Source organism: Rhodanobacter sp. Root480 (assembly GCF_001426645.1).
Taxonomy (GTDB): domain Bacteria; phylum Pseudomonadota; class Gammaproteobacteria; order Xanthomonadales; family Rhodanobacteraceae; genus Rhodanobacter; species Rhodanobacter ginsenosidimutans.
This window is the reverse complement of record NZ_LMEX01000003.1, coordinates 326,705-338,783: the sequence shown is the minus strand read 5'-3', so window position 1 is coordinate 338,783 and position 12,079 is coordinate 326,705. Positions and strand designations below refer to the sequence as shown.

At 67.3% G+C, this 12,079-nt stretch carries 10 protein-coding genes; 1 reads left to right on the top strand and 9 read right to left on the bottom strand.

Features of this window, described 5'->3' with window-relative positions; genetic code table 11:
• Positions 1 to 7: 7 nt before the first annotated feature.
• Both ASD22_RS14245 and ASD22_RS14240 read right to left on the bottom strand, forming a co-directional pair.
• On the bottom strand, positions 8 to 1,123 hold the full coding sequence (locus ASD22_RS14245) for an efflux RND transporter periplasmic adaptor subunit (RefSeq protein ID WP_056085188.1): 1,116 nt from the start codon (positions 1,121 to 1,123) through the stop codon (positions 8 to 10).
• Positions 1,124 to 1,331: 208 nt separating this feature from the next.
• On the bottom strand, positions 1,332 to 1,790 hold the full coding sequence (locus ASD22_RS14240) for a MarR family transcriptional regulator (RefSeq protein WP_056085186.1): 459 nt from the start codon (positions 1,788 to 1,790) through the stop codon (positions 1,332 to 1,334).
• Positions 1,791 to 1,896: 106 nt separating this feature from the next.
• On the opposite strand from ASD22_RS14240, the gene ASD22_RS14235 reads away from it, so the two are divergent.
• The gene (locus tag ASD22_RS14235; RefSeq protein WP_056084985.1) at positions 1,897 to 2,418 is read left to right on the top strand and encodes an O-acetyl-ADP-ribose deacetylase; all 522 of its coding nucleotides are present in this window, start codon (positions 1,897 to 1,899) and stop codon (positions 2,416 to 2,418) included.
• Here the strand turns inward: ASD22_RS14235 and ASD22_RS14230 are convergent.
• From ASD22_RS14230 to pilQ, 7 genes are all read right to left on the bottom strand, one after another.
• Complete coding sequence (locus ASD22_RS14230) at positions 2,405 to 4,096, bottom strand: BatD family protein (RefSeq protein WP_056084984.1); 1,692 nt, start codon at positions 4,094 to 4,096, stop codon at positions 2,405 to 2,407. The two genes, ASD22_RS14235 and ASD22_RS14230, sit on opposite strands and share 14 nt — an antisense overlap.
• A complete protein-coding gene (locus ASD22_RS14225; RefSeq protein ID WP_056084980.1) occupies positions 4,093 to 6,063 on the bottom strand; it encodes a tetratricopeptide repeat protein in 1,971 nt (656 codons plus the stop codon). The genes ASD22_RS14230 and ASD22_RS14225 overlap by 4 nt, the downstream gene beginning before the upstream one ends.
• The gene (locus ASD22_RS14220) at positions 6,060 to 7,046 is read right to left on the bottom strand and encodes a VWA domain-containing protein (RefSeq protein WP_056084976.1); all 987 of its coding nucleotides are present in this window, start codon (positions 7,044 to 7,046) and stop codon (positions 6,060 to 6,062) included. The genes ASD22_RS14225 and ASD22_RS14220 overlap by 4 nt, the downstream gene beginning before the upstream one ends.
• Entirely contained in the window at positions 7,039 to 7,593 is a 555-nt protein-coding gene (locus tag ASD22_RS14215) for a DUF4381 domain-containing protein (protein WP_056084974.1), read from the bottom strand. The genes ASD22_RS14220 and ASD22_RS14215 overlap by 8 nt, the downstream gene beginning before the upstream one ends.
• On the bottom strand, positions 7,590 to 8,531 hold the full coding sequence (locus ASD22_RS14210) for a DUF58 domain-containing protein (RefSeq protein ID WP_056084972.1): 942 nt from the start codon (positions 8,529 to 8,531) through the stop codon (positions 7,590 to 7,592). The genes ASD22_RS14215 and ASD22_RS14210 overlap by 4 nt, the downstream gene beginning before the upstream one ends.
• Positions 8,528 to 9,523 (bottom strand): MoxR family ATPase, encoded by a 996-nt coding sequence (locus ASD22_RS14205; RefSeq protein ID WP_056085185.1) that lies wholly within the window; start codon positions 9,521 to 9,523, stop codon positions 8,528 to 8,530. The genes ASD22_RS14210 and ASD22_RS14205 overlap by 4 nt, the downstream gene beginning before the upstream one ends.
• 268 nt (positions 9,524 to 9,791) lie before the next feature.
• Positions 9,792 to 12,032: a type IV pilus secretin PilQ gene (gene pilQ / locus ASD22_RS14200; RefSeq protein WP_056084969.1), complete on the bottom strand. Its 2,241-nt coding sequence runs from the start codon at positions 12,030 to 12,032 to the stop codon at positions 9,792 to 9,794.
• Between the last annotated feature and the right edge of the window lie 47 nt (positions 12,033 to 12,079).

The following is a 12,079-nucleotide window of genomic DNA, read 5'->3' as shown; positions in this document are numbered from 1 at the left end:
ACCGACCTCAGCGCGCGGCGACATGCGCGCTCGCCCCGTCGACCAGCAGCATCTGCCCCTCGGTCACAACGTTTTCGCCGCCTTGCAGACCCTTGTCGATCACGGTGCGCCCCGCGCTGGTGGGGCCGGCGGTGACCGGACGCTGCTGCACTTTTCCATCGGCGCCCAGCACGAACACGAAGCTGCCGCTGGTTGAACTCTGCAACGCGTGCACCGGCACGCTGACCACGTTGGTCAGCCGCGTGGTGGGCAAGCTCACCTGCACGAACTGGCCGGGAGTGAGGCGATAGTTGACGTTGTCGAAACGCGCCTTCAGCACGATGGTGCCGGTGCTGGCGTCCACCGCGTTGTCGACGAACTGCAGCGTGCCGGCCAGCGGCGCGCCATGGTCGCCGGACGCCGTCACCTGCACCGGCACGTCGCCGCGCGCCAGCGCATCGCGCACGGCGCTCAGCGTGTCCTCGGGGATATTGAACGCCACGCGCACCGGCTCGACCTGGTTGAGCACCACGATGTCGGTGCTGTCGGCGCTGATCTGCGCGCCCGGATACACCAGCGGCGCGCCGGTGACGCCGTCGAACGGGGCCACGATGCGGGCATAGTCAAGTTGCGTCTGGGCCAGCTCCTGCGCGGCCAGGTCGCTCTGCAGCGCGGCCTTGGCCACGGCCAGGTTGGCCTGGTACAGGTCGTAATCGGCGCGGGAGACAAAACCCTTGCCCAGCATGTCGGCATAACGCTTCTGGTCGGCCTGCGCCTTCTGCAGTTGCGCGCGGTCGCGCGCCACGTTGCCGCGCGCCTGGTCCAGCTGTGCCCGCAGCAATCGCGGATCGATCTGCGCCAGCACGCTGCCCTTGCGCACGTGCGTGCCCGGCGTGAACGACAGCGACTCCAGCTGGCCCGACACCCGCGCCCGCACGGTCACCGTGGACCATGCTTCCACCCGACCCACCAGTTGCAACGAAAGCTCGATATCGCCGCGCCGCGCGGTGGCCACCTCGACCGGTACCGAGGCGGCGGCATGCTCTGCCGTCTTTCCGGCGCTGTCGACCGATTTCCCGAAATGCAGCGCCACCGCGATCACCAGCAAGGCAGCGGCAATGAGGGCGACTTTTTTCCAGGACATGTGCGGCGGATTCTCGATCGGCACACCGCGGGGAGCGGCGGGGGAATGGCACGACGACAGCGGTCGCCACAGTGGGGAAAGCGAACAACAGCACTACAACGCGGCCCCCGTGCAACGGTTGACCGGGTATTCGCACGAATCCCCATTATGTCGCCGATCCGCCGCTGCCGGGCCACGACGGTTGGCACTGGTCGCTGCGCGACCGGCCTCAGCTGGTGGTGCTGTCGTCAGCCTGTTCCAGCGCCAGCAGGTTGTCCTTGATGCGGCCGATCACCGCCAGCGCCTGCTCCAGCTCGCTGTGTGCGATGCCCTGGGTGGCGTCCTTGCGCAGGCCGCGGGCGATCAGCTCCATGCCGCCAATGACCTCGCGCGACTGCTCGGTGACGTACAGCCGCCAGGCGCGGCGATCCTTCGGATCGGGGCGGCGTTCGACGAAACCGGCGGCCTGCAGGCGGTCGATCACGCGGCCCACGGCGATCGGCTCCATCTCCAGGAATTCAGCCAACTCGGTCTGCCGCAAACCCTCGCGGTGGTACAACACCTTGGTGGCACGCCACTGCGCCCGGGTCAGCCCGAACGCCACCGCGCGCCGGTCGAAATGCTTGCGGAACAGCAAGGTCACATCGCTGAGCAGATAGCCGAAGGAAACGTCTTCTGTTTTTGCCATGATTTGCTGACCCTTCTTCACCCGACACGTACTTCGTTTGCAGCATACGTCGGGGCCATCCGCCAAACCAAGCCTTAAGGCGGCGATACTTGATCAGCGTTGCCTTATGCCCATCCATGTCATCACCGCCGATATCACCCGCCTGAGCGTCGACGCCATTGTCAACGCGGCCAACCCCGACCTCCTTGGCGGCGGCGGCGTGGACGGCGCCATCCATCGTGCTGCCGGGCCGCAGTTGCTGGCCGCCTGCCGTGCGCTGCCGGAACAGGCGCCCGGCGTCCGCTGCCCCACTGGCGAGGCGCGCATCACGCCTGGTTTCGACCTGCCGGCCAGTCATGTGATCCATACCGTGGGGCCGATATGGCATGGCGGCCAACACGGCGAGCCGGCGTTGCTCGCGAACTGCTATCGCCACACGCTGCAATTGCTGCGCGGCCATCGATTGCGCACGATCGCGTTTCCGGCGATCAGCTGCGGCGTGTACGGCTACCCCGCCGAGGCCGCCGCCCGCATTGCCGTAGCCAGCGTGCGCGCGGAACTGGCCGATGCTCCGGCCATCGAAGTGCAGCTGTGTGCCTTCAGCGAGGCGATGGCCGCCATCCTGCACCGGGCGCTCAGTGAAGATTGAACGGATACAGCGGCGGCAGATCCTGATCGGTGGGCGCCGGGCCTGACGCGCGCCAGACGAAACCGCGTTTGAACACGGCCGCCAGATCATCTTCGCCCGACGCCGCGCCGGCATAGTGGCGTTGCTGCAGACGATCGATCGCGCGGCGCTGCGCTTCGTCGGCCAGCGCGGCGGAAAGGTCGCCCAGATTCCGCAACAAAGGCCGTTCGGCACGCGCCCACGCCAGCAGGCTGCGCACCTGCGCCGCCGTGTCGCTGCCACGAGCCGCCGCGAGAAACGCCAGCCGCAACTGCCGCGTCGTATCCGGGGCAGCGGCGGTCGTCGAAGCTGTCGGTGTACCGCGCCGGCGCCAGCGCCACAGCAGCCAGCCCAGCACACTCAGCAGCCACAGGCCAATGCTGGCCAGCGCCAGCCAACGCCACCACGGCGCGGCACCGGCGGCGGCCGCGGGTACCGATGGTGATGCCGTTGCGCCATCTGCCGTGGTTGCCGAGGGCGGCACCGCAGCCGCGCTTGCCGCGCCAGCGGCCGGCAGCACGGTCACGCTGCGCGCGGGGATGCGCGCCACCGCCTCCGAGTTGGTCTGCACGTTCCACCACTTCAGCGTGGTGGCAGGCAGGGTCAGCGTGCCGGCACGGGTGGGCACCACGGCGAACGCCTGCTCGCGATGCCCTTTCAGCCAGCGCCCGTCGTTGTCGGTGCCGGTCACCGGCTTGTCCGGGTACACCGTGGCGCCGTCGATCTGGGGCAAGCTGAGCGCGGGCAAGGCTTCGAAGGGAATGCCGGTGGCCCGCAGCTTCATGCGCAGGTTGATCGGTTGCCCCACCCGCACCTGATCGCTGCTGTCGGGCCATCCACTCAGCGTCAAGGTCAGCTCGCGCGCCGGCAGCCACGCGCTCTTGCCCCAGTCCGCCGGCGCGACCTTGACCTCGACCGACGCGGCCGGCGCACTCGCACTCACCGGCGTGCTGGCCCCGAAAAAGCTGTTCGGGTCGCGTGGGTCGACCATCTCGCCCTGGAACTCCAGCGGCGGAATCTCGATGTGGCCGGCCCGCTGCGGTGTCAACGCAAAACGACGTTCCAGCACGCTGTAGGAGCGGCCACCACGCTGGGTGCTGTACTTGAGATCATCGCCAATGCGGCTGACCTGCACACCGTCGATCTGCGGCGTGTCGAGCGAACCGCCACTGAGGTCGACCGCGTAATACAGCCGCACCACGTAGCTCAGCTGCTGCCCCACATAGGCATGGTTCGGCTCGACCTGCGCCTCCATGAACACGTCGCCCTGTGCGGTGCTGGCCGTGTTCGGATCGGCAGGGTCAACCTGCAATTGCAGTGGCGCGGTCTGCATGCCGGCCAGTGTCAGGGCGGGAATCTGCAGGGTGCCGGTATGCCGTGGCCGCAGCGCCACGCCCAGGGTCAGCTCGGATGTGCGGCTGCCATTGATGATGCTGAGGCTGCGATTCTGTGACGTGCCCAGGATGCTGAAATCCCGGTTCAGCGCGCTGAGATCCGGTGTGGGCAGGTTGCCGTTGTAATCGTTGATGCGCAGGTTGAGGGTGACGGTTTCGCCCAATTGCACGGTGCTGCGGTTGAGCGTGGCCTGCACGCTGGCGGCGTGGCTCAACGCGGGCATCAGCAACCACGGCAGCAAGGCCAGCAGGTGACGGAATTTCACGGTTGGGCATCCTCGTTCGATGCGCCGCCATGGCGCTGCTGATATTCCAGTTCGAATTTCCGCCGCAGCAAGGCGCCCGGATCATCCGGCACACGTTGCAGCGCCTGGCGCAGATCGGCCGGCAACTTGGAACCGGCATCCTCGTCGCCGACCGCGCCCAGCTGATGCGTGGGCGGCGAATCGCCTTTCTTCGACCCGGCCAGCGCGTCGTCCATCTGTTGTTTCAACGCCTGCTGCGCCTGTTCCGCACGCGCCTTTTGCTCAGCCGATGGCGGCGATGCGGGCTTGTCCGGCGAGTTGTTGCCGGCGTCCTTGCCTGCATCCTGCGCCTTGTCCTGGTCCAATTTGCCTGCATCCGAATCAGCGTTTTGGCCGTCTTTTTCGGCTGGCTTGGCGGCTCCCGGCTTCGACTTGCCCTGTTCGCCCTGGCTCTTTTCCGACGACTTCGGCGGCGGCTTTCCCTCGGAGCCTTGTGAGGAGTCCGGGTTCTCCTGCTTGTTCTTGTCCTGACCGTTCTGGCCCTTTCCATTCTGGTTCTGGGAGGGCGAGTTCTTGTCACCCTGCTTACCAGCCTGGGACTGTGATTTGTCCGACGGCGGTTTCTTCTGCTGCTGGCGCAGCCAGTCTTCCACCGCCTTGCGGTTGGCCTCGGCGTCGGCGTTGGCCGGATCGATTTTCAATGCGCGGTCGTACGCCTCGATGGCCTGCGGATACTGACCCTGGCGCGCCAGCGCGTTGCCGAGGTTGTAGGCTGCATCGCTACCCGGTGCCTTTTCCAGCGCTTTGGTCGCCGCGGCGTAATCGCCTGCGCGGTAGGCGGCGGCACCGCGCCATTGCGGATCGCGGGCCAGTTGCTGCGCCTGTTTCGGCTTGCCTTGCTGCAGCGCCTGCGCCGCCTGCTGGTCCGGCCGCTGCCACCAGTCCTGCCAGGTGCCGGCTTGCGCCGTGGTGGGCAGGCAGGGCAGCAGGATCAACGGCAGCAGCAACAACCAGCCACGACGGAACGCCAGCGCCGCAATCAACAGCAACGGCAACAGCAGCCACGCGCCCTGATCCAGCCACTGATCGCCCTTCTGGGTCGTCGGCACGGTGCCGGACGCGGTACGCAACAAGCCATGCAAGGCCTGCACATCGGTACCGTCGGCGCTCATCGGCACGTAGTTGCCACCGCCGGCGGCGGCCAGCGCAGCCAGCGCGGCGTCGTCGCGTTTGGCCAGCAGCAGATGACCCTGGCCATCGTGCAGGAAACCATCGGCCAGCGGCACGGGACCACCCTGCGTGGTGCCCACGCCCAGCACCGACACGCGCACGCCGGCCGCGCGCGCGGCGCGTGCTGCGGTTTGCGCGGCGTCATCGGCCTGGTCGGTGACGAGCACCAGCGAGGCGTTCGCCACCTTGGCGCCCTTGATCAGGGCCATGCCGCGTTCAATGGCACGCGCCGCATCATTGCCATCGACCGGCATGGTGTCGGGCGCCATCGCGTCCAGCAGATCGTCCAGGCTGTGGACGTCGGTGGTCAGCGGCGCCACCACGAAGGCCTCGCCGGCGTAGCCGATCAGCGCGTTCAGCCCGTCGCGGTTACTGGCCAGCAGGTCGTGCACCTTGAAACGCGCCCGCGCGATGCGGCTGGGGGCAACGTCTTGCGCCAGCATGCGCTGGGACAGCGAGATCGCCACCACCTGCGCCGCGCGCTTGGCGTACAGCGGTTGCTCCACCTGGCTCCAGGTCGGGCCGGCCATGGCCAGCGCCGCCAGTGTCCAGCCCGCGGCAAACAGCCATAACGGCAAGCGCGATGAACCGGCGCGCCCCTGCAGCAGATGCGGCAACAACTCCGCATCGACCAGCCGTGACAGTTCGCGCTGCGCCGAACCGCGGCGCGCGCCCAGCCACCAGCACAACGGCAGCAACAGCAACGCGGCCAGCCACCACGGCTGCAGGAAATGAAAATTCTGCACGACCTGGTTCATGCGGCCGACTCCAGCGGTCGCGCATCTCGCCGTGACGCCATCGCCAGCAACAGCAGGATCACCGCCGCGCCCAACGGCCAGCGGAACCATTCGTGGCGGGGCCGCAGTGCGGGGCCGTGCTGGGGCATCGGTTCCAGCGCATCGATCGCCCGGTACGCGTCGGCCAATTCATCGCTGTCGGTGGCGCGGAAGAAGCGACCGCCGGTCTGCTTCGCAATCGCGGTGAGCATGTCGGCGTCCAGGTCGGCCGACGGATTCACCAACTGGCTGCCGAAGAAACCGGGCACACGCATCCGCGTGGCGCCGATGCCGATGGTGTAGATGCGCACGCCGGCGGCCTTGGCGGCGCGCGCCGCATCGCGCGGCTCGATGCTGCCGGCATTGTTGACGCCGTCGGTGAGCAGTACTAGCACGCGTGCCGGTTCGGGCAGTGCGGCGAGGCGTTTCACTGCCACCGCGATGGCGTCGCCGATCGCCGTCTCGGTGCCGGCCAGGCCGACCGCGGCACCCTGCAACTGCGCGCGCACGGCGCCGAGATCGTAGGTCAGCGGCGTCACCAGGAACGCCTGGCTGCCGAACAGGATCAAGCCCAGTTCGTCACCACTGCGGCGGCTGATGAAATCACCCGCGATCGCTTCCACCGCGCCGAAGCGGCTGACCCGGTGGCCGGCCAGTTCCATGTCATCGGTCTGCATGCTGCCGGATAGATCCACCGCCATCATCAGCGCCCGACCGCTGCGCTGCTGCGCCTGCGGTGGCCCGATCCACTGCGGCCGCGCCGCCGCCGCCAGCAAGCACAACCATGCCAGCGCCAGGAGCCACGGCATCATCCCGCGTGTCGCCTGCCCGGCGGTACGCGACAGTTGCACGCCCGGCTGCGGCAGATGCAGCGCCTGCACCGGCGCCGCCGCGCGCACAAAACGACGCAGCAGCCACGGCAACGGCAGCAGCACGGCGACCCAGGGCCAGGCAAACTCAAACATGGCTCGACTCCGGCACCGGATCGGCCACCGCGCGATTGCGGCGCTTCCAATATTTGTCGCGCAACGCCAGCCGCAACCATTCCCGCGCAGCATGCAGCGCTGCCGTGTGATCGAACGGGCCCGGTTGATAGATGTGCCGATCCAGCGTCACCAGAGTGTCCATCGCACCGGCATCCAGCGGCATCCGCGCCAGCGTCTGACGCCATGCCTCACCGCGTTGTTGTGCGGCCGCCGGTACGTGTAGACGCGCTACCCGCCGCAACAATTGCTGGATGCCGCCGGCCAGCGCAGCGGCGTTGCCATCCTTCCCGTACTGTGTCGCCACCAGCTCCAGTTCGCCCAGGATGTGTTGACGCCGACGCACCGTTCGCCGATGCCTGCGCCAGCCCCACACCACCAGTGAAATACCCACGAGAACCAACACGGCAAACACCCACCATCCCGGTGCGGGCGGCCACCAGGAAGGTTCGGGCGGCAGATGGATATCGCGCAGCGCGGGGCCTTGCGTTGAGGCGGCGGATGCGGGCGTGGCGATCGAGGCCATCATCTCGCCCCCTTTGCCGAACCCAGCACGGCGGACACGGCCGTCAGCGGATCTGTCTGCGTGTCCACGTTTTGCCAGCGTGTATTGGTTGACTGGGCCAGTTGCCCGAGCCGCGCGCTACCCGCACCCAGCGTCTGCTGGAAGGCGCGGCGCTGGCGTTCGCCATGCAACACCACGTCGTAACGTTCGCCCGCATGCTCGAGGGGATAACGGCCTGACGGCGGCAGCGATTGCTCCAGGGCGTCGGCCACGACCAGTACGCTGGCGCCGACGTGCTGGCGCAGGGCCAGCCATCGCTGGCGTGCGTCCGCATCGCAACTGAAGCCGTCGCTGATCAGCAACACGCGGTTCGCGCCATGCAACAACCGACTGGTGCGCAACAACGCATCGGAGAGTGGCTCGGCGCGCTCTGGCTGCTGTTCGCCTTGAAGATCCCATTCGGCCAGCGCGCCGCAGACTGCCAGCGCGCCGCGCGCACCGGATCGCGGCCGCAGCAGTGCATCGACCTGGCCGAACGCCATGATCCCGACCCGCTCGCCCGCACGTGCCGCATACCACGCGGCACATGCCGCAAGCCGCGCCGCCTGTACCGACTTGAAGCGCCGGCGGGTACCGAAACGCATGCTGGCATGGGTATCCAGCAGGATCATCAGGCAGCCCTCGCGATCCTCCTGGAACAGTTTGGTATGCAGCTTTCCGCTGCGCGCGGTCAACCGCCAGTCCAGCCGGCGCACATCGTCGCCGGCCTGGTAGACGCGCGACTCGGCGTAATCCATGCCACGGCCGTATAGAAGGCTGGACTGCTGTCCGCTGCGCGCGGCATGGCTGGACATGGGCGCCATGCGCGCACGCCCGACCCGCGCCCGCAGCACGATCAACTCGGCCAGCGACACGCTGCTGCGGCCGTCGCCATCGGGGCGTGGTGCTGCGACGGCGTTCACGGCAGCGGCACGAGATCCAGCAGACGGGCGATCACCTGGTCGGGCCGGATGCCCTCGGCTTCGGCCTCGTAGCTCAGCAGCACCCGGTGGCGCAGTACTTCATGTGCGATGCCGTGCACATCGTCTGGCAACACGTAGTCGCGCCCGGCCAGCCAGGCGCGGGCGCGGGCGCAGCGATCCAGCGCGATGGTGGCGCGCGGGCTGGCACCCCACGCGATCCAGCGCTTCAGCTCGGCGCCATAACGGCCGGCATCGCGCGTGGCCAGCACCAGCTGGGTGAGGTATTCCTCCAGCGCTGGGCTCATGTGCACGGCCATGGCCGCGTCGCGCGCGGCAAACACGTCGGCCTGGCTCAGCAGCGCGGGCGTGGTGGCGACGGGATGCGCGTGGCGGTTGGCCTGTTCGCGTGCCAGCTTGAGGATGGCAAGCTCGGCGGCGGCATCCGGATAGCCGATGGTGACGTGCATCAGGAAGCGATCGAGCTGCGCCTCCGGCAACGCGAACGTGCCTTCCTGCTCGATCGGGTTCTGCGTGGCCATCACCATGAACAAGTCCGGCAGATGCCAGGTGGCGCGGCCCACCGTGATCTGCTGTTCGGCCATCGCTTCGAGCAGTGCCGACTGCACCTTGGCTGGCGCGCGGTTGATCTCGTCGGCCAGCACGATGTTGTGGAACAGCGGCCCACGTTCGAACTCGAAGCTGCCCGTCTGCGGTCGGAAAACGTCGGTGCCGGTGAGGTCGGCCGGCAGCAGGTCGGGCGTGAATTGCACCCGGTGAAAGTCCGCCTCGATCCGCGCCGCCAGCGCCTTCACCGCGGTGGTCTTGGCCAGGCCCGGCGCGCCCTCCACCAGCAGGTGTCCGTCCGCCAGCAAGGTGATCAGCAGGCAGTCGATCAGATGCGGCTGACCGATGATGCAGCGCTGCAGGTCGTCGCGCAATTGCGCAAAGGATTGCTGCAAGGGGTTCAGTGCGGGCGTTTCGGGCATATCCATCATCGATTCCGTTTTTGCTGGCTTGGATGCCTGCGGCAGGCGGGAGCAGGGCCGATGGCCTCGCACCTGCACGATTGAACCGCGTTGCCGTTCAAGAGACGCGAACGGCGCTGCCTTTGCCGATGGGTTCGGTACGCGGCGGGAATGCAACGCCGGCAGGCGCAGGCGTGCAACTGACCACGATGATGGCCGGAAGTTTAATCGACACGGACAACCGGCAAGAAAAAGGCGGCCGAAGCCGCCTTTTTCTTGCGTGGGCAAGCCCGCTTTACTGCAAGGTCTCGCTGAGAATGCGCGGTGTCACGAAGATCAGCAACTCGGCCTTGCTCTCGTTGCGCGAGGTCTTGCGGAACAGCACACCAAGACCGGGAATATCACCTAGGCCCGGCACCTTGGACGTGGAGTTGGCCTTGTTGATCTCGTAGATGCCACCCAGCACCACGGTCTGCCCGTTGTCCACCAGCACCGAGGTGTTGATCTCGCGGGTGTCGATGGTCGGGATCTGGCCGCCGCCCGGCACCGGCACGTAACCGGCGATGGCGTCCTTCTTCACGTTGATCATCAGGTAGACGCGATTGTCGGCGGTGATCGTCGGCGTCACCTTCAACTCCAGCACCGCATCCTTGAACTGCACCGTGGCGGTGCCGCTACCCGAGCCGGCCCCGGCGCCGCCGCTGTTCTGGAAGGTCACGTAGCCCACTTCCTGACCCTGGCGGATTACGGCTTCCTGCTGGTTGGCGGTGATCACGCGCGGGCTGGAGATGACTTCGCTGCGGCCTTCCGTCTGTGCCGCCGACAGCTCGAGGTCGAGGGCGTAGTTGGCGCCCAGGATGGCCAGACCGAAGCCGCTGGTCGCGCCACCGGCGGGCAGGTTCACGTTCAGGCCGCCGGTAGGCAGCGTGACCGCACCCGGATGCGGCGGGGCACCGGTCCCGCCGTTGGCCAGCCAATCGGTGACCGCGTTGTTGTAGTTGACGTTGCGGTTGTGGACATCGACGCCGTACTTCTGTGCATCGGCCCCCCTGCCAGCGAGGGTGATCAGGTTGTTGCTGTTGGACTGCACACCGGACACGCCCCACTTGGCACCCAGTTCGCGGGTGAAGTCGTCGTTGGCCACCACGATGCGGGACTCGATCAGCACCTGCTGCACCGGACGATCCAGTTTCGCGATCAGCAGGTGCAACTGCTCGATCTTCTCGGGGGTGTCATTGAGCAGCAAGGTGTTGGTGCGTTCGTCGTACGACACGCTGCCGCGGCGTGACAGAAAACCGCGGGAAGCGCCTGCACCGGTACTGGAGCCACCGCCGCCCTGCATGCTGCCGGTGGTCAGCAACTTGGCGATGTCGGCCGCCTTGCCATAGCTGATCGGGATGTAGGTGGTGATCAGTTCGGCGTTGTCCTGCGCCTTCAGGCGCGCCTGGGCAACGTCGTCCTCGTACTTGGCCAGCTCCTGCTGCGGGGCGATCCACACCACGTTGCCGTCACGGCGCTTGTCCAGGCTCTTGGCCCGCAGGATCACGTCCAGCGCCTGATCCCAGGGCACGTTGACCAGCCGCAGCGTGACGCTGCCGCCCACGCTGTCGGACGCGACCAGGTTGAGGCCCGAGATATCGGCGATCAACTGCAGCGCCGAACGCACCGGGATGTCCTGGAAATTGAAGGTCACGCGCTTGCCGTTGTACACCGGCGGCGCACCGGCCTTGGTCAAGGCATCGGGCTTGGTTTCGGCGCGGTGCGGAGCGACCTGGACGACGAATTGGTTGCCGCTCTGGTAGGACGACGTCTCCACCTCGCCCTTAACCGAGATCTCCATATGGACGCCGCCCACCTTGCCGCCGCGGGTGACGATGGACTGCACCGGCGTGGCGAAGTCCAGCGTATCCAGCCGCTGGGCCAGGTTGGGGGGCAAGGTGGCGTGGTCGATGTCGACCAGCACCTTGTCGCCCTTGTGCACCATTTCGGCATTGGCGCCGCTGCCGCTGAAGGTGATCAGCACCTTGCCCTCACCGTCAGGGCCGCGGCGGAAATCGATGTTGCTGATGGCCGGACCGTTCATCGACGATGGCAACGCCTTCGACGGATCGATGGTGGCTGCGGTGGTGATGGACTGGTCGGCGGTACCGTTGTTGATCGTCAACAGCAGGCTGTTGCCCTTGACGCTTGACCGATAGGTGGATGCCTGCATCAACTCGACCACCACCCGCGTGCGGCCACCGGCCGACACGGCGGTGACGCCCGAGGTGGAGCCCTTGCCGATGGCGAGATGCCGCTGCGCCGCGTTGTCGGTATCGGCAAAATCCACGGCGATGCGCGGTGGCGTATCGGTGGTGAAGAACTTCGGCTGCGGCACGGCGCCATTGGCAAAGTTGAGGTGAAGCTCAACCGCACCGCCCGGCAAGGTGTCGTAGCTGATGTCTTTCAACGTGTTGCTGGCCGCCATGGCCGTGCTGGCCCAGGTTGTGCCGGCTAGCAGTAGGCCGGTCAGCAGGTAGCGAGTGGCATGGCGCATTACACGGCCCCGGACGGATTGGATTTCGTTGGTCATTGGCATCAGCC

Coding starts and splice junctions, on each gene's coding strand:
- ASD22_RS14245 (WP_056085188.1), bottom strand. CDS start 1,123: ATGTCCTGGAAAAAAGTCGCCCTCATTGCCGCTGCCTTGCTGGTGATC.
- ASD22_RS14240 (WP_056085186.1), bottom strand. CDS start 1,790: ATGGCAAAAACAGAAGACGTTTCCTTCGGCTATCTGCTCAGCGATGTG.
- ASD22_RS14235 (WP_056084985.1), top strand. CDS start 1,897: ATGCCCATCCATGTCATCACCGCCGATATCACCCGCCTGAGCGTCGAC.
- ASD22_RS14225 (WP_056084980.1), bottom strand. CDS start 6,063: ATGAACCAGGTCGTGCAGAATTTTCATTTCCTGCAGCCGTGGTGGCTG.
- ASD22_RS14220 (WP_056084976.1), bottom strand. CDS start 7,046: ATGTTTGAGTTTGCCTGGCCCTGGGTCGCCGTGCTGCTGCCGTTGCCG.
- ASD22_RS14215 (WP_056084974.1), bottom strand. CDS start 7,593: ATGATGGCCTCGATCGCCACGCCCGCATCCGCCGCCTCAACGCAAGGC.
- ASD22_RS14205 (WP_056085185.1), bottom strand. CDS start 9,523: ATGGATATGCCCGAAACGCCCGCACTGAACCCCTTGCAGCAATCCTTT.
- pilQ (WP_056084969.1), bottom strand. CDS start 12,032: ATGCGCCATGCCACTCGCTACCTGCTGACCGGCCTACTGCTAGCCGGC.